Below are 26,599 nucleotides of genomic sequence, written 5' to 3' on the forward strand. Positions count from 1 at the left end.
GCCCACGCTTTCTCTTTTTGTACCTTGAATTGTAATAGATTTCATTTATAAAAAATTTAAGGGTGCAAAGATATGTATTATTATTTAAATAAAGCAATATTTTAAAAAAAATCAGAAATGGTTTTTATTTTTGTTACCTTTAGCCTTCAGTACTTTATACACAATTATGAATAAAAATTTATGCAAGAAGGAATAAAGGAAAAACCAGCCGGCCAAAGAAAAGTTTCAATAGATATATTGAAAATAGTTATGGCTTTTTTAGTTGTCGGGCTGCATGGCAATAATTTTTTAGCGGATGTCAATCCACTTTTGGCTTATTTTTTCCGGGAAGGAATAGGCCGCACCGCCGTTCCAATGTTTTTACTGATCAATGGTTTTTATTTTTTTGAAATCAAATCAGAAAAACAATTCTTCAATTTGATAAAAAGACTTCTTTACCTATACTTAATCTAGGTTTTCCTATATTATCCTTTATGGTATTCACCTGGATCCAATATCCTGAAAATTGTAAAACAGTTATTAATCGGACCTCTTCATTTATGGTACCTTATAGAATCCTTATTTGCATTTATCATGCTTTGGGCTATAAGAAAATTGAATTATAAAATATTATTTTCAATATTCATTATATGTACCATCTCAGGCATCTGTCTTCAATATATGGATATTTATAACTTAAGAAAAATAACAATGACAGCGTACCGAAATTCTCTTTTCTTTTGCTTTCCTTTTATTTTTATAGGCTATAGTCTTAACAGGTTTTCATTTCAGGAAAAAAAAATGAAATGGGATATGTTGTTTTTATTAAGTATTATTATACTAATCGTTGAGGTTTCCCTGAATTATGCGTTTGGAAAAGGAAGCTTTGATATACTTGTGAGTCTTTATTTTATTTGTCCGCTGTTATTCTTAATAGCTTTAAACATAAATATCTACTCAAACAAGAAAACATTAGCATTATATTCTACAGGTGTTTATTTAGTTCATTGGTATGTTCTTAAATTACCTGTTTTAAATATTTTTAATTTACAGGGCACACCACGTATTATTTTTGCATTTATCCTATCTTTAATCCTATCCTGGTTTTTAATTCAAGTAAAGAAAAAATTCAAATATATTTTATAAAACCCCAACGATCAGTATTTTTTATCTAAATAATAAATTTGTCACTGATTGACTGATGCTCATGAACGCTCTTCATCACATCTGCAAATAACGGAGCGCATGATAGCACTTTGATTTTAGATGACATATTATCTTTAACAGGAATTGAGTCAGTTACAATAACCTCCAGGATTTTTGAATTCTCGATATTATCATAAGCTTTTCCTGAAAGCACACCATGCGTTGCCATAGCTCTTACCGTTCTTGCTCCTTTTTCAATCAAGATATCTGCAGCCTTGCAAAGTGTACCTGCAGTATCAATCATATCATCAATAAGGATAACGTTTTTACCTGTAACGTCACCGATAAGGAACATTTCTTCTACAACATTTGCCTTTTTTCTTTCTTTATAAGCAATTACCACTTCAGCACCTAAGTGACCGGCATAGTTTTTAGCTCTTTTTGCACCTCCCATATCCGGAGAAGCAATGGTAAGATTATCAAGGTTCAGAGATTTGATATAATCTACGAAAATAGTGGAAGCATACAGGTGATCTACCGGAATTTCGAAGAATCCCTGAATCTGATCTGCATGAAGATCCATTGTCATGATTCTTGTTGCACCTGCTGCAGTAAGAAGGTTGGCAACTAATTTTGCACCGATCGGCGCTCTTGGTTTGTCTTTTCTGTCCTGTCTGGCAAGTCCGAAGTAAGGGATTACTACGGTAATGCTCTTTGCAGAAGCTCTTTTTGCTGCATCAATCATTAGAAGAAGCTCCAAAAGATTGTCTGCAGGAGGGAATGTAGATCCAATCAGGAAAACTCTTCCTCCTCTTACAGATTCGTCCAAAACAGGCTCAAATTCCCCGTCGCTGAACTCCTGAAAGTTGATTTTTCCTAATTCTTTCCCATAATTCTGGGCAATTTTCTCTGCCAAGTCCCTGCTGGTTCTTGTACAAAATAGATAACTTAACTGATCGGCCATTTTTACTTTTTAAAAGATTTTGCAAATTTAAAAAAAAACCACAAGATTTACTCTTGTGGTTTCTAAGTTTTTATTTTATCAATTATTAAGGGAATTTAACTCCTGAATATTTGTTTGGATCTACCTGCGGAAGTGTAGAGTTGTATTTTGCATTGATAGACTTAATAAATTCATTAGCAACAATACCGTATCCACGTCCTGTCAGGTGAACTCCATCTAAAGAGAAAGCTCCTCCTGTTACAAATTTCGCAGTATATCTTACCCCGTCAAATAAAATTCCTGACTGGGCATTCAACTCCACCATCTTGGAATTCGCATCTACAAATGCAAGTCCATAAGAATCTGCAAGTGATTTTATGGAAGCATTATATGCATTTGTCGCTGTTTTCACATAGCCAGCCTCTGTTTTTGTTAATACATGCTGGTTTTGTAGCGGGTAAGAAATTCCATAAACATTTACCGGAGCAGGAACTCCCGCCGCAGTACTTCCAATTACAGAGCTTGTTGTAAGTAAAATATAATCATCCGCCGTTGCTTGTCTTGCCTGACCGAAGATCTGCCCAAACACCGTAGCTGTAGGCAGTCCTAAGGAAGGAGTAAGCGCAACTGTAAGCTGTGCCGATAAATCTGTAAGCGCAACATCTTTAATCAGAACCGGATTCGGACCTGTTGCAGAAAGTAAATTAATTCTATCCCCTGCACCAAAAGCGGTAAGTGCCTGCTTCAAAGGTCCGTACAGATTGGTATTAAGAGTTGTCAGATTTGATCCTAAAGCAGCAGGCGTCAAAGGGTTATATGGAACCGTCGTGAAAAAAGGAACGGAAGTAACTGAAGGAATGTTAGCAATAACACCTTTCGTTGTTCCAACACTTTTCAAACCGTCTAAGATTGCTTTAATAGACCCGGCAACAAGTGCAGGATCAGAAATATCATTTGATTTATACGTTGTAGGATTTGTATTTCCTGTCTGAACCGTAGCAGGCGTATAAGTTGTAACCCCTCCTACTGTCTGGGAATTTGTACCTCCATTGGTAGCATAAGACAATACATCATTGTTTCCTATCCAAAGAGAGAAGAATGTCGCTTTCTGAGCCATAGCATCTGCCAGCACACTTGTTGTAGCGGAAGAAGCAAATCTCACAAAATAAGGGTTAGCTGTTCCTGTTGCAAGACCTGCCTGGCTACCATAGCCCGGAGCCACTAAGTGGAATGACTTTGCACCAGGTACTCCCATATTATTATAGGTACCGCCACCGGATAAGATATCTAATGCCGCTGCAGGAGCGCTTGGAACCAGAGATAAAGAGCCGTTAACCACCTGAAGGGTTAGTTTTCCGGCAAATCCCGGAAGATTGTTGAATCCACCTACGTCATTAGGCATCAACGGTTGTTTAAAGTCTCCTCCACCCGCAAGCTTCATCTGTGCAGCAATCATACTTGGATAAGATTCATTCTGGCCGCTGCTGTACAGGGCGCCATCACGATATCCGGAAGTAAGGGAATTTCCCAGTGATATATATTTTGTAAAATCAGCGTCTCCTTTTGTTACCGGGATATCTTTCACATCCGTATCGAAATCCGTATTACAGCTTGTTACCGTAAAAAGAAGTGCAGAAACTGCAATTGTCGATATTATAATTTTTTTCATAGTCTTCTAAAATTAAAATGGATTATAAGAGAAACCTAGACCAAAGTAGAAAGCTATTGCTTTAGATTGCCCGTTAAGTCCAATATTAGCATTGTTTACCTTTCTGTACTGAGGCATTGCATATCCTCCCGCAACATCAATTCCGAATTGTTTCAGCTTGAAACCTACCCCTCCTGTAACCACATAGGTATCATATGAAGGTGTTTCCGGAATAAAGTTATCAGTAGTATAAGGTGCTTCGTCATAATAAGCTCCCAAACGTCCGTAGATCATATTTGTGAACGCATATTGAGTTCCCAGTCTGAATGTTTTGGAGTTTTTGAAATTCTTAGGATTGGTAAGAATTGTCGGATCTGAAGGATTGTTTCCGATAGGTGCATTATCAAAATCCAATGTCAGCTTACTGTATCTCTCCCATCCATGATAGTTAAAGTCTGCAGAAACCTGCCATTTCGGTGTCACTTTATAGGTTAAACCAATGGTATATTCTTCAACCAACGGAAGTGTTGCGGAGAAGCCATCTTGTCCCGCTGCATTCAGTCTTAACTGATTATAAACAGACTGTGACGGGAACTGGAATGTAGCCGTTCCTTTTTTAGCTTTCATATCTATTGCAGAACGGTAAGCAATACTCACATCTAATTTCGGATCAGGTCTGAAATAAAAACCGAATCCATATCCGTGACCTGTTGCGTTATTGTCATTAATATTAACCTTTCCGTCAAATTGTGTTACCGCTTTATCCCAATCTACTTTTCCTCTTGCGTAGATATAGCTGGCACCAAAAGATACCCACGGAGCCAGTTTCACAGAGACCATTGGCTGAAAATAGTAACTTTTCAGCTCCATCTTCTGTACCAATTCTTTACCTTCCCAGTTTTCTGGCCATTTGATTGTACTTCCAAAAGGCGTTGAAAAACTGAAACCTACGGATAGATTCTCTATTGGTTTATAAGTAATCGCTGCATATATAGGAGTTCCTATAGGATTGTCTGTTTCTGCACTTTGTAAAGTATTGAAGTTTTGAAAAGTAACTTTATTACTTGCACCGAACCCTCCTGCCACTACACTCAGTTTGGAAGGGATAAATGACATACCCGCCGGGTTAAAGAATGTCACACTCGCGTCTTCGGCATGAGCACTAGTATGCGCCATTGCCAATTGTTTTACCCCCTGCAGGGAAACTCTGAAGCCTCCTGCGTAAGATAGAACTCCCGCCAATAAAGCAGTTGATACTAATATTTTTTTCATAGACTATTATTATATAATCCAAATATAAAATTATTTTGAATACGTCTGTTAATATTTGCCAATATTTTAAACAATATCCTAAAAGAAAACTATGTTTAAAATAATATCTTCAAATAAATAAAAGATAAAACAGTCATTATTAAAGCATTAATACAACACAAACTCTATTCTAATTTTAATTGTTTAATTTTAAACGAATGTTTAATACCAACACTACAATGCTTTAAAAACCTATACGGAAGAACAAAATGATAATAAATGTTAAATTAAACAGCAATTGAAAAAAAATAATGAATTTAATATCTGTATCTTATTTATGTAATAACAATCTTTCCCGGCCTCCAGCATTCATTCTTGCTTAAAATACAGAAATGTTTTAACCTGAATTCAGGTTATTTGAGTATTTTAGAATCGCATAAAGATAAAAATACATAAATTTGCAGATTATAAATAATAGTAATATGAGTTGTGGATGTAAAACATCCGGCGATTCTGCACATTCTTGCGGCCCTAAAAAAACCGCAAATGGCTGTGAAAATGTAAATACCTGCGGGAATAGTTATAAATTAAGTGTTTTTGACTGGCTTTCTAACATCAACAATCCGGCACCAAACAGGTGTGATTTTGTAGAAGTTAGATTTAAAAATGACAGAAAATCGTTTTATAAGAATGTAAATAATATTCCTTTACATATCGGTAGTGTAGTTACAGTAGAATCAAGTCCGGGACACGATGTAGGCGTAGTAAGCCTTACGGGAGAATTAGTAAAGATTCAGATGAAAAAGAAAAAGTTTTCTGAAGAATCGGCACTTAAAATATACAGACAGGCCAACCAAAAAGACCTTGAGGTATGGCAGGAAGCAAGAAAAAAGGAAGACGGCGTAAAGCTTGAAGCAAGAAAAATTGCCCAGAGATTAGGCCTTGAAATGAAAGTTACTGATGTGGAATATCAGGGTGATGCTTCGAAAATCACCTTTTATTACACCGCTGATAACCGAGTGGATTTCAGGCAGTTAATTAAAGATTACGCCGGAGCTTTCCGTACTAAAATCGATATGAAACAAATCGGTTTCAGACAGGAAGCAGCCAAAGTAGGTGGAATCGGATCTTGCGGACGTGAACTTTGCTGCTCTACATGGCTTACAGATTTCAGATCTGTAAACACCAATGTGGCAAGGTATCAGCAACTAAGTATCAATCCCCAGAAACTGGCAGGACAGTGTGGTAAGCTTAAATGCTGCCTGAACTATGAACTGGACAGCTATCTGGATGCACTCAGCAACTTCCCTTCTTCTTCAACAACGTTGGAAACTGAAAAAGGAAAAGCATTCTGCATTAAAATCGATGTTTTCAAAAAGAAAATGTGGTTTGCCTATGTAGACAGCTCTATCGCATGGTATGATTTCGATATTGATCTTGTTAAAAAGCTGATTTCAAAAAACAAAAGAGGAGAGAAAACACTTCCTCTTGAAGATCTGAAACAGCCGGAAACTTCTATTCATACCATTGATCTGATCCAGGAAAACAATGTGGATCGTTTTGAAAAGAAAAACAGAGGAAACAGGAACAGAAACAACCAGAATAAGCAGCATAACAACCAACAGGGCCAGGGGCAAGGGCAAAAAAGAAACAGACCGGAGAAGCAGGAAAGACCGGAAAGGACTCAGAAAACCGAAAACCCAAATGCTCATTCAGCCAATCAGCCTAAGCCTCAGAAGCAGCAACCACAGCAAAAAGCCCCAGTGGAAAAAGCAGTGAGTAATGCTGATACTGATAAAAAGCCTCAGAGCAATAACCCAAACAAAAAGAAATTCAAAAAGAAATACCCTCCAAAAAAAGATAATAATGCGTAAAATTTTAGGATTACTTTCCCTTATCCTTTTCTTTAGCTGTAACTCTTCCTCAGGAGGAGATGTTATGATGAATTCCGTTGATAACAAATGGAATAAGAAAAGCGAGCAAAAATTTAATCTTGAAATTTCAGATCCGCAGAATCCTAAAAATATTATATTTGTTGTAAGAAATAACAACAGTTATCCTTACAGTAATATAAGGTTTATAGTGAATTTCACCAATCTTCAGAACAAAAAAAAGGAGACAGACACCCTGAATTATGTACTGGCAAAACCAAACGGAGAATGGCTTGGTACAGGGTTTGGTGATACGAAGGAAACTTTGTTTCAGTATAAATTAAATTATAAATTTCCGGGAAAAGGAAAATACGAAATCGGTTTAATTCAGGCGATGAGAAACGACAACCTTCCTGGAATTGAGGACATTGGTGTAAAAATAGAAACGGCTAAACCGTAACCATAAATGGAAGAGAACAAAAAAAATGCAGGAAATAAGGGGAAAACATTTCCTCTGCCTCCCAAGAAAAAGAAAGATACCTCCTGGAGAAAATGGGTTTCATTTATCTGGATCGGACTCATTGCAGTAGTTCTGGGAATTTCAGGGCTTTTCTTTTCAGTTTCTCAAGGGTTCCTTGGGGAAATGCCTGATGTAAAAGAACTTGAAAACCCCGATATCTTTGTTGCTTCTGAGATCATTTCTTCAGACGGAGTAACCCTGGGTAAATTCGAAAAGGAAAAAACCCAGCCAATTGTTTATAAGGACCTTCCTTCTTATCTTATTTATGCCCTTCAGGCTAAAGAAGATGAGCGTTTCAAAGAACACTCAGGAATCGATTTATATTCTGTTGCCAGAGCCGTGGCTTATGGTGGTGGACGTGGTGGAGGTTCTACCATTACGCAGCAGCTTGCCAAACTTCTTTTTACAGGAAATGCTTCCCAGAATAAAATTCAGAGAGCATTCCAGAAGCTTAAAGAATGGGTTGTGGCGGTAAGTCTTGAGAAAAGATATACCAAAGAAGAAATAATTACTCTTTATTTCAATAAGTTTGATTTCCTTTTCAATGCCAATGGTATTGAAATGGCTTCCAGAGTTTACTTTAACAAGAAAACCTCTGAACTTACATTACCTGAAGCGGCAACGTTTGTGGCCATGCTTGAAAATCCAAGAAAAAACAATCCTTACAGATACCCTGAAAAGGCAAAAGAAAGAAGAAATGTAGTATTGGATCAGATGCAGAAAACAGGATATATTGATGCTGCTACTTACGAAAAGGCAGCCAATACTCCGATTGAGGTGGATTTTCACCCGATCAAAAGCATCACTGACGGATACTCTGCTTATTATAAATTTTACCTGAGAAAAGAGATTGATAAATATCTTGAAACTCATGAAAAAGAAACCGGAAAAAAACTGAACCTTTACAAAGACGGTTTAAAAATATATGTGACTCTTGATTCTAAAATGCAGAAATATGCTGAGGAAGCCATCAAGGAACACTTAACAGACCTTCAAAAGAGATTTGATGCAGAACAAAGAGGAAGAAAAAACAGACCTTTCTACTATCTTACTGACAAGCAGATCAATGATGTGATGGTTCAGGCAATGAAAAGAACCGGCCGTTACAAGCTTTTGAAAGCTGACGGAATGCCTGAAGATTCTATCATGATGGAATTCAAGAAGCCTATTAAAACTTCACGATTCACCTGGAACGGAGAAGAAGAAGTTGAAATGTCTCCATGGGATTCTATCAGATATCATAAGCAAATTGCACAGGCAGGTTTGATGTCTATGGTTCCGGGAACCGGAGAGATCAAAGCCTGGGTAGGTGGTATAGACTGGCAGCACTTCCAGTATGACCACATCAAACAAGGTAAGAGACAGGTAGGATCTACCTTTAAGCCTTTCGTATACGCAACCGCTATTATGAAACTGGGAATGACACCTTGTTCGGCTGTTTCTAACGGAACTTATGATCATAACGGATGGCATGTACCGGGAAGAGGAGGAATGCTTACGCTAAAAGATGCATTGGCACACTCTCAAAACCCAGTTGCAGCAAGGCTTATTGAAATGACAGGAGTAGACGCTGTAATCCAGACCGCAAGAGATCTGGGAGTAACAGAAGATATTCCAAGAAACAATACAATCGCTTTAGGTTCATCAGATATTACGATTTACGAAATGTTAGGTGCTTACAGTACTTTTGCCAACTATGGTAATTACAATAAACCGGAGATGATCTGGAGAATTGAAGATGCCAACGGTAGAGTTATCAAGGAAGTAAACGTAGAACCTAAGGAAGTAATGAATCCAATGTATGCCTACACCATGATTGAACTGATGAAAGGTGTTGCACAGTACGGAACCGCTTCCGGCGAGCTTGGAAGAAGAGGGATCTCAAAAGCTGTAGAAATTGCTGCCAAAACAGGTACCACTCAGAACAACTCCGATGGATGGTTTATGGGAATTACCCCAAAACTGGCAACCGGAGCATGGGTTGGATGGGAAGACAGAGCAACTCACTTCTTTGGAACAGGAGAAGGTCAGGGTGCGAGAATGGCATTACCGATCTGGGCAATTTTCATGAAGAAAGTTTGGGCAGACAAGAGTTTAGGAGTTACTCCTGATGATAAGTTTGTTAAGCCTTCAGACTGGAAAGACGGCTGTTCAAACCTTAAAGGCCTTGGCGGAGGATATGGAGACGATGGAAGTCTTCAGACTATCGATGAGATTAAAAATCCAAGACCGGTAGATCCTACCCCTAAAAAACCTGCAGAGAAGAAAGAGGATAACATCAATGAAAACCTTCATACCAATGATGAAGTAGATTTCAATAAATAAATTCTCTTTTAGAAATATATAAGACCTTTCAATAATTTGGAAGGTCTTTTCTTTTATAATTAATACCTTTGAAAGATGAATATCGAACGTATCAGACAGCCATTTATTGAGAATTTTCCCGGTGATTTCTCCAACAATCCTATGCAAAGAAATACCCCAAAGGTTTTATTTGCCACCATCCGTCCTGCCGGCTTTAACAAGCCTGAACTGATCGCTTTTAACGAAGCCTTATCAGAAGAAATCGGTTTGGGAAAATACGAAGATAGAGACCTGGACTTTCTGGTTGGAAATAACCTTCCTGAAAACGTTCAAACCTATGCCACAGCTTATGCAGGCCATCAGTTTGGAAACTGGGCAGGGCAGCTTGGTGATGGAAGAGCTATTCTGGCAGGCGAGATAACTAATGAAAAAGGAAAAAAGACAGAAATCCAGTGGAAAGGAGCAGGAGCCACACCCTACTCCAGACATGCCGATGGAAGAGCCGTGTTACGATCTTCCGTTCGTGAATACCTGATGAGTGAAGCAATGTACCACTTAGGGGTTCCCACCACAAGAGCTCTCAGTCTCGCCTTTACCGGAGAAGATGTAATGCGTGACATCATGTATAACGGAAATCCGAAGCTGGAAAAAGGCGCGGTAGTAATCAGAACTGCTGAAAGTTTTTTACGTTTCGGCCACTTTGAACTGATGTCTGCCCAAAGAGAATACAATAGTCTTCAGGAACTTGCTGACTTTACCATTGAAAATTATTACCCAGAAATTACATCCGCTGACAGTAAGAAATACAAAGACTTTTTTGAAAGGATCTGCACCAGGACTGCTGATTTAATGGTTGAATGGTTCAGGGTAGGTTTTGTACACGGGGTTATGAATACAGATAATATGTCAGCGCTGGGATTAACTATTGATTATGGCCCCTATTCTATGATGGACGAATATGATTTGAATTTCACTCCCAATACAACCGATCTTCCGGGAAGAAGATATGCATTTGGAAAACAGGGACAGATCGCTCAATGGAATCTTTGGCAGCTGGCCAATGCCCTTCACCCGTTGATTAAGGATGAAAAATTTTTAGAAGATACTTTAAATAATTTCGGCACCTATTTCTGGGAAGCTCATGACAGGATGCTTTGCAAAAAATTCGGTTTTGATCAACTTCAGAAAGATGACGAGGAATTTTTCACCAACTGGCAGGGATTGATGCAGGAACTCCAGCTGGATTACACCTTATTTTTCAATCAACTGGAAAAAATAAACCAAAACACCAGCATAGCAGAACATTTTAAAGATGTCTCTTATATTAGTCTGAATGAAGAAAAGGTAGCGAAACTCGAACATTTTATCCGTAATTATGAAACCAGAATAGCATTGAACTCCATTTCAAGAGAAGCCTCTTTGGCAATGATGGAAAAATCAAATCCAAAATTTATTCTGCGGAATTATCTTCTTTATCAATGTATTGAAGAGATCAGCAACGGTAAAAGAGATATGCTGGAAAAACTTACCAAAGCCCTTGAAAATCCCTACCAGGAATTATATCCTGAATATTCTGCCAAAAGGCCATCCGGATATGATGATATTGCAGGATGCTCTACACTTTCGTGCAGTTCGTAATTAATAATATTCATAAAATATTAAATAATTAGTAATTATTTTCATTTTTTTATTACATTTACCACCAACTTTAAACGTAAACCAAATGAAAACAAAATTACTATTCATTTTCTTAGTCTCTTCTATATTGGGAAATGCACAGATTCTCACAGAGACTTTTCAGGGTACGACATTTCCTCCGACAGGATGGACGACAGGGACAAATGTAGCATCAAGACCTTGGGGATTCACAACAACAATATTCAATGCAACCGGCCAGGCTACATTTAACATTACAGGTGGAAAATCTGCAGGTATCGGGTGGATTGCCCAGGCACAGGATGCTCATTTAACAAGCCCTTCCTTCAGTTTGGCAGGAACAACAAATCCGGTGTTAAAGTTTAAGGCCAAAATAGGATATGAATACATGGTTGACCCTAATCCTAACGGAGACTTAAAAGTAGAAGTATCCACCGATGGGGGAACTACATGGAACCAGGTATGGGTTGAAGAAAATTATGGAGTTTATACAGATTACGAAACATTGGCTATTACAGTTAGTTTAGCTCAATATGCAGGACAGGCTAATGTAAAATTCAGATTCCATTACGTAGCTAACGATGCAGACAGCCTTTCAATAGATGATGTTGAGGTTTGGGCAAATGGTACATTATCTACTCAGGAAACAAATGCCAAAGTAAAAGACGTTACTAATATCTATCCTAACCCAACAAAAGGAGAAATAAACATCAAAACAGATAAGAAAATCAAATCTGCTACAGTATTTGATGTAAGCGGAAAATCTCTGCTTAACAACACTTCTGAGAGATTAGATATTTCTTCACTTCCAAAAGGAACTTACTTACTAAAAGTAGACTTCTCAGACGGAACTTCCAAAACAGAAAAGGTAATCAAACAATAACACCATTTATATAAACTTTTACAACCACCAGCTTTGGTGGTTTTTTTATTTACTTTTGCAAAAAATTTGACAGTGTCTTTTATCAAAACAAAAATCATCAGTTTTTTCAAATTGGTTTTTCCTTCCACTTATACAGAAGGGGCAGTATTTCTGTTCTTCCTTACCTGTTATGGAATTCTGGGATCTTATATTGCTCTTCATTACAGGATCATTTTCGACAGCAGAATTCCCTGGGATGCATACTTCAGTTTTGATAATAAATCGATCCTGATGACCGGAGGAAGCTTTGAAAGACATCCCCTGTCCTACTATTTTTTCAACTGGGTAAGAGAATTCTCATTATTTATTTCTGGAGGAAAAATGGACGCGAACTTCAGGCTTACTCTGGCATGGCTCAGTAATATTATCATCTCATTGAATATTATTCAGGTTTTCAAATATTTAAAGAATATTATCCGCCTTCCTTTGTGGTTAAGCATCTTAATTATTCTCTTCTTTGGAGCTTTTTCAACCAACATTATCCTCTCCTTCACTCCGGAGAATTTCACATATACTTTATTTTTGCTTTCCCTGTACAATCACTACGCAGCCGTAAAACTGAGAAAAGAAGAAAAAACACCTGCTGTCGCGTTATCACTCGCGGGTATTACGATCGGAGGACTTACTATAACTAATTTTATAAAGGTTTTTATCCCCCTCCTTTTTGAAAAAGATCTTTTCAGAAGCTGGAAAAAACTCGGGAATGCTGTGCTTAGGGTAGCTGTTGCTGTAATCTGTTTTGTACTTCTTTACCTGAACAGAATTGATTTTAAATACCAGAATATCTTTTCAAAAACCAATCAGCAATATGAAAAGTTCTCAAATGTAGAATCGATGCCAACATGGTATATGATTTTGTCCTTCTTTTTCGGAGGGAATATTCTTTTCCCGGGATTTATTATGTCAGACAAACATAATATGAAAGGATTCAACTTCAAAGGGCTTTATATGGATCTTTATTCATCCGTTCTGCCTTACTTTTTTATAGCAATATTATTGATCCTGATAAGTTGGAGTTATTTTAAAAATTTCAGAAATAAATGGGTCCAGATTATCACTATTTCATTTGCAGTTGATATCATCATCCATTGTGTGATGAGGTTCGGACTTCATACTTCCTATATCTATGGGGGACATTTCGTTTTTGTCTATCCGATACTGTTAGGGTGGCTGTTTTACGCTTACAGATCATCCTCTAAAATCATGGCATTTTTAACATTAACGCTGGTGATATTATTCACCTATCTGTTGGTCAATAATATCTTCAGAATGACAGAATTTTTCTGGTTTATGGAAAACTATTATCAATAAAAAAAAGCTGAGAAAATTTCTCAGCTTTTTGTTTTATGTTGAAATAAATAGGTCTTATTTTGCTTCAGCACAGAAAATTCTATATTGTACTGCTACTGCAGATTTAAAATATTCTCTGATTCTGGAAAGGTCACTTGCAGCACTTTGTTTGGTGAAATAACTTCCTGCTAAAATTTTATAATTAGGTCTTAAAGAAGCGTCTGTTTCCACTTTCAGGTTAGGAAATCTTTTTCTGAAATAAGATTTTACCTCATTAGCTTCCTCATTACTTTTCACTGTTGTAATCTGGATTTTGAACCCTAAAATTCTAGGATTTTTTCTACAAATTTCAGCATTGGTAAGCTCTCTGCTCGGCACAAAGATTTTAGGAGGTTTTGTGGTTATTCCGGTAGAAATTCCACTATCATTATTGCTGAAATCTTTAGTAGAATTTGTTGGGACAGCTTTAGCACATTTCCCTTCAACTCCCTCCAAAGCAGCATTTATTCTGGAATCCATTGTCATGACAAGTTCCGTCCCCGATAGGGTATCTTTTTTAACAACCTGCTGTGCCTCAATATTATAAAATCCAAATAATGATAATATCGAAAATATTTTGATTAGATTTCTCATTTAAACTTGTTTCCGCAAATTTATACAAATTAAAAAACTATACCAAACAGGTTATTTAGAATCAATACAAATTAACCTTAAATTACATTTTCCCCTTTTTATATGCCGTTAAATTTCTGTTAAAAATATTATTTTTGCCGAATTGATTGAATGTTCAATAATTTACTAACATAAGATAATTTAAATGATTAGTTGGAGAAAGCATTATAAAAAAACGTTGATCGCGATAGGCTTATTGCTATCAACCAGTGCTTCATTTTACGGGCAAGACGGCGATCCTAAAAACGGAGAGAAACTTTTCAAAGCGAATTGTACTGCATGTCACGCGCTGGACAAACAGGTTGTAGGACCACCATTAAAAGGGGTTGTAGAACGTGTAAAGACAGAAGGTGGTGTAGACAAAGACTGGCTTCACAAGTGGATCAAAGACAACAAAGCTCTTAGAGCTTCTGGGGATAAATACGCCAATGAGATTTTTGAAAAGTTTAATAAGACTGAAATGCAGGTCTTTCCGAATCTTACAGACAAGGATATTGACGACATTTTAGCTTTCACAACTAACCCTCCTGCTCCGGAGGAGAAAAAACCGGAAGCAACCCCTGCAACTGACGCTACTGCGGCAGCTCCTGCAGACAAAACTACTACAAACGTTGTAATCATTTCACTTTTAGCGATCGCAGCTTTACTGGTTTGGATCCTGGTAAAACTAAGACAACTGGTAAAATTGGGTCAGTCTGAAGATTTAGCCGGACTTAACGAAACAAGAGTTCGTTCTTTCGGTGAAATGTACGAGAAGTTCCACTACATTGGTAAAGGCTTACTGGCAATTCTTGCTATTCTTGCTGCTTACGGAGTATGGAACTGGCTAATGTGGATCGGTGTTTACAAAGGGTATAAGCCTGAACAGCCTATCTACTTCTCTCACAAAATCCACGCTGGAGAACAGAAAATTGACTGTCAGTTATGTCACTCCAGTGCTAAATACGGAAAAGTATCTGAAATCCCTTCTATGAACGTTTGTATGAACTGTCACAGAACAATTTCTGAATACAACGCAGATCACTACATGGAGCCAGGAAAAGACAAGGCATTCTATGACGGTGAAATCCAGAAGATCTACGCAGCAACAGGCTGGGATCCTGCAAAACAACAGTACACAGGAAAAACACAGCCGGTTGAATGGACAAGAATCCACAACATGCCAGACTTCGTTTACTTCAACCACTCTCAGCACGTAATTGCTGGAGAACAGGCAATCATCAACTCTTTCAACAAAAAGAATCCTAACAACAAAATCGATGTTGTATGTAAAGCTTGTCACGGTAAAATTGATACAATGAATGTTGTTCAGATGGCTAACGACTTTACTATGGGATGGTGTATCGAGTGCCACAGAACTACTGAAGTTGATATGAACAACGGTTATAATAAAGAGTACTTCAAGAATCTACATGACAAGTTGAAAAAACAATATCCACAAGATGGAGGTAAAATCACTGTAGATGCAATTGGAGGTCTTGAGTGTGGTAAATGTCATTATTAATAACTAAAAAATTAGAAGTATAAATGGCTTCAAACAAAATACAATTCAGAAGTATTCATGAACTTAAAGATCCGGCTTTGAATAATAAGCTGGCTCAGAAAGAGTTTCAGGAAGAAATTCCGGTAGAAGATTTCCTTGGAGATGCTGAGAAAAACGGATCAAGTACTTCAAGAAGAGATTTCCTTAAATTACTAGGATTCTCTACAGCAGCAGTTACATTGGCTGCCTGCGAAGCTCCGGTAATCAAAACGATTCCTTATGTGGTAAAGCCGCATGATATTATTCCGGGAATCCCTAACTATTACGCTTCAACTTATTTTGACGGTTTCGACTTTGCTAGTGTTTTAGTAAAAACCCGTGAAGGAAGACCTATCAAAATTGAACCCAACCCGGCTGGTGGTGATTTAGGTAAAACTAATGCAAGAGCTCAGGCAAGTGTACTTTCTCTTTATGATAACGATAAAGTAAAACAGCCTAAACTGGACGGAAAAGACGAAACTTTCGATAAAGTAGACAGTTTTGTTATTAAAGGGTTGGGAGAAGCTAAGGCGTCAGGCAAAAAGATTGTGGTTTTATCACACTCTTTTGCTTCACCAACTTTCAAAAAGTTATTCGCTGAATTCAAAGCTAAATATCCTACAGCAGAATTAGTAACTTATGATGCCTTCCCTTATTCTGCACAATTAGATGCAGCTCAGGAAGTATTCGGACAAAGAGCATTACCTGTTTATGACCTTAGAGGTTCTGAGCTGGTAGTTTCTTTCCAGGCTGATTTCTTAGGAGATTATAACGCTTCAAGCTTAGAAACTTCTTATGCAGCAGCAAGAAAGCCAGGACCAAACATGCTAAGACACATCCAGGTGGAGTCTAACATGTCATTAACCGGTGCTAATGCTGACTCAAGATATAGATTAAAACCAAGTGCTGTAAACAAGACTTTAGTTGAAGTTTACAATGCAATCGTAGGTGGTGGTACTTCTGATAAGACTGCAACTGAAATTGCTAACGAATTGAAAGCAAAAGGAAGCAAAGCTGTTGTTTTTGCTGACGGTTCTAAAGGAGCACAGGTTTTAGCACACTTAATCAACCAGAAATTAGGTTCAGTAGCTTTCACAGGTAAAGCCAACTTACTGAAAGAATTCGACGGTGCAAGATACCAGGAATTCCTTGGATGGGTAAACGGCGGACAAGTTGGTGTTTTAGTTACCAACAATGTGGATCCTATCTACTCTCATCCAAAAGGAGAAGATTTCAAAAAATCTTTATCTAAAGTTCCTTACGTAATTGCTGTAGCAGATAAGAAAAATGAAATGTACAAAGCAGCAAAAGCTGTGATTCCGGTTGCTAACTGGTTAGAGTCTTGGGGAGATATCGAACCACAGACAGGAGTATATTCATTAATGCAGCCTACCATCCAGAAAATCTACAAATCAAGACAGATTGAAGAATCATTATTGGTTTGGAAGAACGGAAAAAACAATGCCGCAAACAACTACTACGACTATTTAAAAGCAAGCTCTGCTTCTCTTTTAGGTGGTACTTCTTTCAACAAGGCATTGTATAATGGTATCAACGCATCTACTAACTCAACAACACTATCTTACGCAGGTGGAAACGCTGCTCAGGCTGTTGCTGAATTAGGAAACTTTAAACCTTCTGAATTAGAATTAGTATTATACACTAAGACTTCAATGGGAGACGGTACTCAGGCAAACAACCCTTGGTTACAAGAATTACCTGACCCAATCACAAGAATGTCTTGGGATAACTATTTGACAATTTCTCCAAAAGACGCAGAAAAATTCGGAATCGATAACGATCTTAACGCAAGAATGCAGTTGGATGGTTCTATCGTAAACCTTACTGTAAACGGAGTTACAATAAAAGACGTTCCTGTATTCGTACAACCGGGACAAGCTGAAGGATCTGTAGGTCTTGCACTTGGTTATGGTAAGAAAAACTCAGGAGCAACGGCTGATACCGGTGTAAACGCTTATCCATTATTTGACGGTTCTAACCTTGTTCTTTCAGGTGTTAAAATCGAAAAAACAGGAGAAGACCATGAATTCGCAGGTATCCAGCTTCAAAATACATTGATGGGTCGTTATGAGATCGCAAAAGAAGTTCCTTTGGCAGATTTCATCAACGTAGCTTTCGATGATGAGCACAAAGGATGGAACAAACCTTTGGAGTACCACACCATCAGCGGAGCTCTTCCTGCAAGAAAAATTGACCTTTGGGATGCTTTCGATGATACAGACGGACCTCACTTCAACTTATCTATTGACCTGAACTCTTGTACGGGTTGTGGAGCATGTATTATTGCTTGTCAGGCAGAAAACAACGTTCCTGTAGTAGGTAAAGAAGAAGTAAGAATGTCGAGAGATATGTACTGGTTAAGAATTGACCGTTACTATTCTTCAAGACAAACGGTAGAAGTATACGAAGGATTAAAAGACGGAATGGCTGTACCGGAATTATACGGTACCGCATTCAACAAAGAGGGAGGTGCATTGAACCACCCAGCTGATAATCCGGATGTAATCTTCCAGCCAGTAATGTGTCAGCACTGTAACCACGCTCCATGTGAAACTGTATGTCCGGTAGCGGCTACTTCACACGGTAAGCAAGGTCAGAACCATATGGCTTACAACAGATGTATCGGTACAAGATATTGTGCAAACAACTGTCCTTACAAAGTAAGACGTTTCAACTGGTTTACATACAACCTTAATGACAAGTTCGACTTCAACATGAATAACGATCTTGGAAGAATGGTTCTAAACCCAGACGTTGTTGTAAGAACAAGAGGGGTAATGGAGAAATGTTCATTATGTATCCAAATGACTCAGACGACTATTCTTGAAGCTAAAAAAGAGAACAGAGTAGTGAAAGACGGAGAATTCCAGACAGCATGTTCTAAAGCTTGTACTACAGGATCTATCCAGTTCGGAGACATGAATGATAAAGCATCTGAAGTTAGAAAATTATACGCTGGCGACAGAAGATATTATTTACTTGAAGAGATCGGAACCAAGCCAAATGTGTTCTATCATACTAAAGTAAGAAACAGAGTAGAAAAATAAAGTTTAAATAATAAATAGGTAAAAAATGTCAGGACATTACGAAGCTCCGATAAGGGAACCTCTAATTATTGGTCACAAAACTTATCACGATATCACAGAAGATATTGCACGACCTATCGAAGAAAGAGCAGGCAAATTATGGTGGATTTCATTGTATGCAGCCTTAGTTCTATTCATCTATGGATTCGGATGTATCGCTTATACTATCGGAACAGGTATTGGAGCATGGGGACTTAACAGAACTATTAACTGGGGTTGGGATATCACCAACTTCGTATGGTGGGTAGGTATCGGTCACGCCGGAACACTTATCTCCGCAGTATTATTATTATTTAGACAAAGATGGAGAATGTCTGTAAACAGATCTGCGGAAGCGATGACGATCTTCGCAGTTGTACAGGCAGCAATCTTCCCGGTAATTCACATGGGTAGAGTTTGGGTAGGATATTGGGTATTCCCTTTGCCAAACCAGTTCGGTTCTCTTTGGGGGAACTTCAACTCTCCTCTACTTTGGGACGTATTTGCAATCTCTACGTATTTCTCAGTATCTACAGTATTCTGGTTCATGGGACTAATTCCTGACTTTGCAATGATCAGAGACAGAGCAAAAACGCCTTGGACTAAAAAGATTTATACATTCCTTGCATTCGGTTGGGGTGGTAAAGCAAAACACTGGCAAAGATTCGAAGAACTTTCTTTGGTTCTTGCTGGGTTGGCAACACCGCTTGTATTCTCAGTACACACCACCGTATCTTTTGACTTCGCCACTTCGGTAATTAAAGGATGGCACTCTACGATCTATCCTCCTTACTTCGTTGCAGGTGCGATCTTCTCAGGATTTGCAATGGTACAGACTCTATTGCTTGTTGCAAGAAAAGTTTGTCACCTTGAAGATTATATCACTATGTATCATATTGAAATTATGAACATCGTAATTATCTTAACAGGAGGTATGGTAACAGTAGCTTACGCAACAGAATACTTCATCGGATGGTACTCAGGTTCAAGATTTGAAGATTTCACTTATCTTTCTCCAGGTGCTGCGGTAGGACCTTACTGGTGGGCGTTCTGGGCATTAATTTCTTGTAACTTAATTATTCCTGCGCTATTCTGGTTCAAGAAAGTAAGAACAAATATTATTGCAACATTTATCATTGCATTAATCATCAACATCGGTATGTGGTTTGAGCGTTTTGACATTATCGTTATTAACCTTTCAAGAGACTACTTACCTGGATCTTGGACGATGTTTAAGCCAACGATTATTGATGTGGGTGTATATTTAGGAACAATCGGATTCTTCTCTGTACTATTCTTATTATACGCAAGAACATTCCCTGTAATTGCACAGGCTGAATTAAAATCGATTTTGAAAATCTCAGGTGAAACTTATAAAGCAAAAGAAGGAGATGAGCACCACTAAAATTGTATACGGACTTTATGCTGACGACGACGATTTAATGAACGGCGTTAAAGCATTCAACGATAAAGGAATCGCAATCAACGAAGTTTATACTCCGTTTCCGGTTCACGGGCTAGACAAAGCTTTAGGGTTAAAGAAAACCAGAATTTCTGATGCCGCATTTCTTTACGCACTTTATGGAGTAACGATTGGAGCTACTTTAACCTGGTATGTTATGAACCACGACTGGCCTCAAAATATTGGTGGTAAGCCTGCTTTTGACTGGGCACACAATATGCCGGCATTCGTAGTACCAATGTTTGAGCTTATGGTATTCTGTGCAGCTCACATGATGTCATTAACTTTCTTGGTAAGAAATAAAATGTATCCCGGAGCGCCGGCACAAAACCCGGATCCGAGAACAACGGATGATAAATTCATGATGGAATTTGTAACTGAAGATGTAGAATCTGTAAAACAGTTACTCATTGAAACTGGAGTTGAAGAAATAACTGTTAAAGATGCTTAAAATGAAAAAGAATGTACTAAAAATTACAGCAGTTTTAGGTTTAACAACAGTTTTACTTAACTCTTGCGGACCAAAAGAAAACGTACCGTTGGTATATTTCCCTGATATGTACTTTCCGGTAGCATATGATCCATTGATGAAAGCTCAGGATGCTTATTCAGATCATGAAAATGAAATTCCTGCTTTCGTAAAAAATAACGGAGCAACAGGTCTTGCACCGGTAGAAGGATCAGTTCCTCAAAATAAAGACGGCGTTTTTGAAGAATCATTACTTCCTAAAACACCAGATCAGTATAACGCTGGCTATGACGCTTCAAAAAGTATGACTACTTCTCCTCTAAATCCGGCTAATGCAGCAAAAGATATTGAAAGAGGTAAAATATTGTTTGACCATACTTGTTCTGCATGTCATGGCACAGGAGGAGACGGACAAGGACCGATCGTTCAGTCAGGCGCTTTCTCTGGTGTACCAAACTATGCCGATAGAGAAATTACTGTAGGATCTGTTCATTATGTAATAACAAACGGTAGAAATGCAATGGGATCTTACGCGGGACAACTGAACGCAGGAGACAGATGGAGAGTTGCCATGTATGTGATGAATGCCTTTAAAAAAGGAGCTGCAGCACCGGCAACAGCTACAGCTGCAGAACCAGCAGCGACTGAAACAAAAACTACCGAAACTAAAAAATAAGAAAAGAAATGTATAGTTTTTCACCAAAATTAAAATCAACTTCTATAATACTTCTTGTTGTAGGTTTAGTTCTTTTCGGTATTGGTTTCTTTTTGAACAAAGGAATTTCTACTGAGAAAATAGAACAAATGATGGAAGCTGTCCATGCTTCAGGTCATACGGCTCCTACACACTCAAGTGAAATGGTTGGACCTCAGGATCACGCGGCTCACCTTGAGCATGCTACATTGCAGGTACACAACCAGCCTTTAGCAGCAATACATTTTGTAGCTGTATTTTTCTTTGGAGTAAGCTGCTGCGTATTATTCTTCTATTCTATTCAGCACGCTGCACACGCAGGATGGCCTATCATCATTACAAGAGTAATGGAAGCTATTGCTTCTTATATCCCTTACGGTGGTGCAATCTTAGTAATCCTGATGATCTTAAACATCACTCATAATGGTCATTTATTCCACTGGATGGACCCTGATTTAACAGATCCTTCTAAACCTAATTTTGATGTGATCTTATTCGAAAAGAAAAAATTCTTAAATATTCCTTTCTACGCAGTAAGAACTTTAATCTATGTGCTTGGAGCTTCTTTCTTCGCATGGAAATTAAAAGCTCAGTCTAAGAAAGTAGATGAAACGAAGTCTAAAGTAGAGTATCAGATGCTTTACAGATGGTCAGTAGGATACATCGCATTCTTTGGATTTGCTTCTGCAGCGTGGGCTTGGGACTGGTTGATGTCTATTGACCCTCACTGGTACTCTACAATGTATATCTGGTATTCAATGGTTAGCTGCCTTTCAAGTGGTATTGCCGTAATCATTTTATTAAGTGTTTACCTTAAGAAAAATGGTTTCTTACCACAGTTCAATGATAACCACTTACACGATTTAGGAGTATTCCTTTTCGCTACAAGTATGCTTTGGACATATACATGGTTTGCTCAGTTCATGCTTTACTGGTATGCCAACGTTCCGGAAGAGGTTAACTACTTCTTCGGTAGATTCCAACACTACTCTCCTACTTTCTTGCCGATGTTGATCATCAACTTCTTATTACCACTATTGGTATTGGTAAGCAGCAGCATCAAGAGAAACTACAAAGTAGTTACTACAATGGCAGTAGTGGTGATCTTGGGACACATCTTAGATTACTTCAACATGGTAATGCCAGGAACAGTAGGACCATACTGGAACACTCCTGAAGTATTCCTTTTAATCCTTGGAGCAATCCTGTTCGTAGTTGGATTATTTATGTTTACTGTACTTTCAGCTTTATCTAAACTGAAGTTGATTCCTACAGGAAACCCATTCTTACACGAATCTGAAATTTATGAGTATCCTTTCTAAGGACTTGTAACAAAATAAAATGATAAAAGACTGATTGTTAAAACGATCAGTCTTTTTTTATGCATTTTCATCAACAGCTAAAAAACAAAATTTATTATGAAAACAAAACTTTTCCTCTATTCACTCTTTCTTTTTCTGGCCAGCTTTATCCAGGCTCAGACCATCACTTTCGTTTCTGAAAAAAATAATATTCCCCTTCCCAGAGTTTCTGTGTTTGGAAAAGACGGAACCATTTTAGCCTATTCGGATTTTGAAGGTAAGATTGACAAACATTCATTGTCGCCTTCTCAGGAGAAGTTCCAGCTTGTCTACAATAATTTTCCGGTGGCTACTTTATCTTATTCGGACTTTGATCAGTCCGTTATAAAAATCAATGATCAGGTAAAGGAAATTGAAACAGTAGTTATCAAGAACAGCAAACCAGCCAGGTACATTTTTATCAAAGGAAATTTTAATGCCTACGTTACGGTAAATAATAAGCTGAACAGTTATGCAGACGGAATTGTAACCTATATTTTCGACAACAAAACAAAAAAACTGAAAAGTACCAATGTTGAGCAGTACAGGATATTCAGACTGGCAGAATCTAAAAACGAAAAGAAAGAAACTTCATCATGGGATTATGGTAACTCACTGAATCTTCCCAAACTTAAAAATGTAGGGGATCCGGAAGAATATAAAAGCTCAAAAAATACGATCAGGGAATTGAAAGGAAATCGCAGAGATCAGATTGAAGTAACAGGAGGAGTTCTGCGGGAAAAAGAATTTTCATTTTTAGGATACAGATTTTATGATATCAGAACCATTTTAAACATGTCCTTCGAAAAGGATTCAGAGAAGACCCTGAAAGATTTCCTGGAATATAATGAACTTGTTTTTGTTAAGCTAAAACATAAAAGTGAACCTGAATATAATCAGATTGCAGTGTACAATAATTTCTATCCTACGGAATTAAGCTTCAACAATGACAACGATATTGAAAAAGTAAAATTTGATAAAGACAACAGCAGTTATAAAACCCCTTATTGGCAGGATCCGTCATTCCCCAATATGCAGACAATTTTCAGCAACTTCTTTAAAGGAGATCTTAAAGAGAAGCCCAATAAACAATAAAACCATATAATATGAAAAAAATATTAACTCTTATTTTCATTACCATATTATGCATTGGAAATGCTCAGAATTCAGCGCACCGCTTCTTTTACGAATTATCTTACAGGCCCAATAAAGACTCAATGCGATATGAAAAAGAAACCATGATTCTGGATATTGATAAACATCAGTCCGTATATCAATCCTATGAACTTACTGTTCTGGATTCACTTTCTAATGATATCGTCTCTAAAAGTGAAAATGGTACCATGCCGGATTTTTCTACTGTACAGGATAGAAAGCCAATATCTTTTTCACACAGAATTTTCAAAAAATACCCGATACAGAATGTACTCTACACAGATGTCGTATTCAATGATGATTATTCCTATCTCGAAACACCTTCCATTACATGGACAATAAGTAATGAGAAGCGAAAAATGGGAAATTATGTCGTTCAAAAAGCGGAAACAGCTTATGGTGGAAGGCAGTGGACTGCGTGGTTTACAACTGATCTTCCTTTTCAGGATGGCCCGTATAAATTTTATGGTCTTCCGGGCCTAATCATTCAAATAGAAGACACGGAGAAAAATTACTCCTGGGAACTAAAAGGAAACAGAAAAATCAATCAAATTAAAAATATCCTCCTTCTCGAAAAATTTAACAAAAAAAATTCAAACTCAGGAATGCGTCAGCTTTCTAAAGAAAAATTTGAAGAAAAATACAATGAGTATAAAAAAGACCCGTTTGCCCAGATAAGACAGATGGCTTCACAACTGCCTTCTGATATGAAACTCCCGGATGGTTCCTCTGTTACGGATGGAATGCGGGAGGCAGATAAAAGGGCGAAAGAAATGGCTAAAAGAAATAACAACAGCATTGAAATTCCCCATAAAAACTGATAAAACAGGCCGGAAAGATAAATAAAAAATAAAATCCAGTATTAATAAAGGTTTTATTAAATTTGCAACAAACCAAATAAAAATGAAAAAGTTTTCTTTTCTACTTGTTTTCAGCCTGTTGCTTTTTACAGCATGCAAGAAAGATCATGTAGATGCTACGAATACTAAAACACTGCAGTCAAGTATCAACGATATGACTTCCAGTTTACCTACCATTAAACAGATTAAGTTTAATGAAGCTCTTTATATTCTTAAAACATTTGGAGTAGAAGCTGATGGTGATATCAATGAACTGAAAGCCCTTGGAAAACTGATCAACGGGAAAAAAGTTCCTGAGATTATGGCTCTGGCTGATGAAGTTGCACAGAAAAACGGAATCGAATGGGCAAGTACTGCCCCTCCATCACTGGGAGAAATGAATATCTTCGGGGATGATAAAGCTAAAGAAAGTGATCCTAATGATGTAAAAGCAGGATCATTAAGCCTTGTGACAAGACCTACAGGTGATGACGGAACCGGAGCACCTACAGCCATCCAGATTGTTCCGAGACTTGTAGACGCAGCAGGAAACCCTGTATCATTTACTGGAGCCGGCCTTGAAGCTACTCTTGAAGTCTTCAGTAACGGTGTAAGACTGGCAACAGCCAAAAACCTGATGCAGGATAACAACTTCAAAGGTTTCAACCTGAAATTCTCCTCTATCCCTGCTTCTAAAGTAGTGGATAATAAAATAGACATTACGGTTTCTGTAAAGACTACGGCTAAGACTTTCAAAATGTCAAAAATCGGGCTTGATGTAAATGCAGCAGCCCTGAAAGTACCTGCCGTTCCAAAAACAGATTCAACAGCTGTATCTGAACAGCCAAGCGCAGTGGTAGATCCAAATAACCCAACAGTTCCTTCCGGAACCACTACAGATCCTGCAGCGGCTACTCCTGCAGCACCAGCTGCACCAAAACAGCCGACCACAGATCCTAAAAATACCGTAAGCAAATTTTTGAACAGCGTGAGCTCTCAGAATTTAAAAGCAGCCTATGAAACATCCAGCAATCCTAGCTGGGGAAGCTACGAATCTTTCTCAAACCCTACTTCAGGTTTCGGGTCTGTGAAAAACGTGAGCGTAAAGAATATTACGACAAGCGGTGCTACAGCCAACAGCGCCAGCGTAAATGCTACTTATGATGTAACGGATAAAAGCGGAAAGACTACTTCCCTAAAAGTAACTTTCGGGCTTAAAAATGTAAACGGAGACTGGAAAATTTCCAGCTATAAAATCAATTAATAAATGGCTTCAGCAGAACTGATCAACAAATTAGAAGAAACAATTGAAAACATCCCCGATTTTCCGATCCCGGGAATACAGTTTAAGGATATTTCACCTATCTTTTTAAACCCAAAACTTTATGAAGAGGTAATTGCAGATCTTGCAGCTTTCAGTAAAGGAAAAATAGATGCAGTCTGCGGAATTGAAAGCCGTGGTTAACTTTTTGGAATTGCTATTGCTGTGGCATTGGAAGTTCCGTTTATTCTGATCAGAAAAGCCGGAAAACTTCCCCCTCCCATCATTTCGGAAGAATATGATCTGGAATATGGAAGTGCCATTATCGAAACCCGTGAAGGACAGTTAAAGCCAGGACAAAGAGTTTTGATCCACGACGATCTTTTAGCAACAGGAGGAACTACTGAGGCGGCTGCCAAACTGGTAGAAAAACAAGGAGCTACCGTTTCACAATTCAGCTTTCTGATTGGCTTAAAAGGACTGGGAGGTGATGAGAAATTGAAAAAATTCGGTGCTGAAGTCTACCATATTTTAGAATATTAAATACTACACAATCAGCATTAAAGGTC

The 26,599-nt window shown here is 37.9% G+C and carries 21 protein-coding genes and 1 pseudogene; 18 read left to right on the forward strand and 4 right to left on the reverse strand.

The window, feature by feature from the left end:
• Window positions 1-180 precede the first annotated feature (180 nt).
• Entirely contained in the window at window positions 181-453 is a 273-nt protein-coding gene (locus ACE3RB_RS04315) for a hypothetical protein (protein ID WP_374463082.1), read from the forward strand.
• Between the two features lie 69 nt (window positions 454-522).
• Window positions 523-1,125 carry an acyltransferase family protein gene (locus tag ACE3RB_RS04320; RefSeq protein WP_374463196.1) on the forward strand — a complete coding sequence of 201 codons (603 nt, stop codon included), beginning with the start codon at window positions 523-525 and terminating at the stop codon, window positions 1,123-1,125.
• A 25-nt stretch (window positions 1,126-1,150) separates the two neighbouring features.
• Here the strand turns inward: ACE3RB_RS04320 and ACE3RB_RS04325 are convergent, their stop codons facing one another.
• The 3 genes from ACE3RB_RS04325 to ACE3RB_RS04335 form a co-directional block, all read right to left on the reverse strand.
• Entirely contained in the window at window positions 1,151-2,089 is a 939-nt protein-coding gene (locus ACE3RB_RS04325) for a ribose-phosphate pyrophosphokinase (protein ID WP_374463083.1), read from the reverse strand.
• A gap of 85 nt (window positions 2,090-2,174) precedes the next feature.
• Window positions 2,175-3,737, reverse strand: coding sequence for a G-D-S-L family lipolytic protein (locus ACE3RB_RS04330; RefSeq protein WP_374463084.1), 1,563 nt, complete (start codon window positions 3,735-3,737; stop codon window positions 2,175-2,177).
• A 12-nt stretch (window positions 3,738-3,749) separates the two neighbouring features.
• Window positions 3,750-4,988, reverse strand: coding sequence for an OmpP1/FadL family transporter (locus ACE3RB_RS04335; RefSeq protein WP_374463085.1), 1,239 nt, complete (start codon window positions 4,986-4,988; stop codon window positions 3,750-3,752).
• A gap of 461 nt (window positions 4,989-5,449) precedes the next feature.
• Between ACE3RB_RS04335 and ACE3RB_RS04340 the strand changes: the two genes are divergently transcribed.
• The 6 genes from ACE3RB_RS04340 (at window position 5,450) to ACE3RB_RS04365 (ending at window position 13,551) form a co-directional block, all read left to right on the forward strand.
• Window positions 5,450-6,841: a stage 0 sporulation family protein gene (locus ACE3RB_RS04340; protein WP_374463086.1), complete on the forward strand. Its 1,392-nt coding sequence runs from the start codon at window positions 5,450-5,452 to the stop codon at window positions 6,839-6,841.
• Window positions 6,834-7,298, forward strand: coding sequence for a gliding motility lipoprotein GldH (locus tag ACE3RB_RS04345; protein WP_374463087.1), 465 nt, complete (start codon window positions 6,834-6,836; stop codon window positions 7,296-7,298). The genes ACE3RB_RS04340 and ACE3RB_RS04345 overlap by 8 nt, the downstream gene beginning before the upstream one ends.
• Window positions 7,299-7,304: 6 nt before the next feature.
• Complete coding sequence (locus ACE3RB_RS04350) at window positions 7,305-9,683, forward strand: transglycosylase domain-containing protein (protein ID WP_374463088.1); 2,379 nt, start codon at window positions 7,305-7,307, stop codon at window positions 9,681-9,683.
• 75 nt (window positions 9,684-9,758) lie between these two features.
• Window positions 9,759-11,300: a YdiU family protein gene (locus ACE3RB_RS04355; protein ID WP_374463089.1), complete on the forward strand. Its 1,542-nt coding sequence runs from the start codon at window positions 9,759-9,761 to the stop codon at window positions 11,298-11,300.
• Window positions 11,301-11,385: 85 nt separating this feature from the next.
• Entirely contained in the window at window positions 11,386-12,201 is an 816-nt protein-coding gene (locus ACE3RB_RS04360; protein ID WP_374463090.1) for a T9SS type A sorting domain-containing protein, read from the forward strand.
• Window positions 12,202-12,273: 72 nt separating this feature from the next.
• The gene (locus ACE3RB_RS04365; RefSeq protein WP_374463091.1) at window positions 12,274-13,551 is read left to right on the forward strand and encodes a DUF6080 domain-containing protein; all 1,278 of its coding nucleotides are present in this window, start codon (window positions 12,274-12,276) and stop codon (window positions 13,549-13,551) included.
• A 54-nt stretch (window positions 13,552-13,605) separates the two neighbouring features.
• On the opposite strand, the gene ACE3RB_RS04370 is transcribed toward ACE3RB_RS04365, so the two are convergent.
• The gene (locus ACE3RB_RS04370; RefSeq protein WP_374463092.1) at window positions 13,606-14,163 is read right to left on the reverse strand and encodes an SPOR domain-containing protein; all 558 of its coding nucleotides are present in this window, start codon (window positions 14,161-14,163) and stop codon (window positions 13,606-13,608) included.
• Window positions 14,164-14,347: 184 nt separating this feature from the next.
• Between ACE3RB_RS04370 and ACE3RB_RS04375 the strand changes: the two genes are divergently transcribed.
• The 10 genes and pseudogenes from ACE3RB_RS04375 to ACE3RB_RS04420 all read left to right on the forward strand — a co-directional run bounded on the left by ACE3RB_RS04375 (window position 14,348) and on the right by ACE3RB_RS04420 (window position 26,573).
• On the forward strand, window positions 14,348-15,706 hold the full coding sequence (locus tag ACE3RB_RS04375) for a c-type cytochrome (protein WP_374463093.1): 1,359 nt from the start codon (window positions 14,348-14,350) through the stop codon (window positions 15,704-15,706).
• 23 nt (window positions 15,707-15,729) lie between these two features.
• Window positions 15,730-18,792 carry a TAT-variant-translocated molybdopterin oxidoreductase gene (locus ACE3RB_RS04380; protein WP_374463094.1) on the forward strand — a complete coding sequence of 1,021 codons (3,063 nt, stop codon included), beginning with the start codon at window positions 15,730-15,732 and terminating at the stop codon, window positions 18,790-18,792.
• A 25-nt stretch (window positions 18,793-18,817) separates the two neighbouring features.
• A complete protein-coding gene (gene nrfD, locus ACE3RB_RS04385; RefSeq protein ID WP_089857943.1) occupies window positions 18,818-20,215 on the forward strand; it encodes an NrfD/PsrC family molybdoenzyme membrane anchor subunit in 1,398 nt (465 codons plus the stop codon).
• Window positions 20,202-20,723, forward strand: coding sequence for a DUF3341 domain-containing protein (locus ACE3RB_RS04390; protein WP_089693017.1), 522 nt, complete (start codon window positions 20,202-20,204; stop codon window positions 20,721-20,723). The genes nrfD and ACE3RB_RS04390 overlap by 14 nt, the downstream gene beginning before the upstream one ends.
• Complete coding sequence (locus ACE3RB_RS04395; protein ID WP_374461297.1) at window positions 20,716-21,417, forward strand: cytochrome c; 702 nt, start codon at window positions 20,716-20,718, stop codon at window positions 21,415-21,417. The genes ACE3RB_RS04390 and ACE3RB_RS04395 overlap by 8 nt, the downstream gene beginning before the upstream one ends.
• A gap of 8 nt (window positions 21,418-21,425) precedes the next feature.
• Window positions 21,426-22,757, forward strand: coding sequence for a quinol:cytochrome C oxidoreductase (locus ACE3RB_RS04400; protein WP_374463095.1), 1,332 nt, complete (start codon window positions 21,426-21,428; stop codon window positions 22,755-22,757).
• Window positions 22,758-22,853: 96 nt separating this feature from the next.
• Window positions 22,854-23,870: a hypothetical protein gene (locus ACE3RB_RS04405; RefSeq protein ID WP_374463096.1), complete on the forward strand. Its 1,017-nt coding sequence runs from the start codon at window positions 22,854-22,856 to the stop codon at window positions 23,868-23,870.
• An 11-nt stretch (window positions 23,871-23,881) separates the two neighbouring features.
• Entirely contained in the window at window positions 23,882-24,751 is an 870-nt protein-coding gene (locus ACE3RB_RS04410) for a GLPGLI family protein (RefSeq protein WP_374463097.1), read from the forward strand.
• 82 nt (window positions 24,752-24,833) lie between these two features.
• A complete protein-coding gene (locus ACE3RB_RS04415) occupies window positions 24,834-26,033 on the forward strand; it encodes a hypothetical protein (RefSeq protein WP_374463098.1) in 1,200 nt (399 codons plus the stop codon).
• Window positions 26,034-26,036: 3 nt separating this feature from the next.
• Window positions 26,037-26,573: pseudogene (locus ACE3RB_RS04420) on the forward strand (adenine phosphoribosyltransferase).
• Window positions 26,574-26,599 lie beyond the last annotated feature (26 nt).

It is taken from the genome of Chryseobacterium sp., assembly GCF_041914225.1.
In the GTDB taxonomy this organism is placed as follows: Bacteria; Bacteroidota; Bacteroidia; order Flavobacteriales; family Weeksellaceae; genus Chryseobacterium.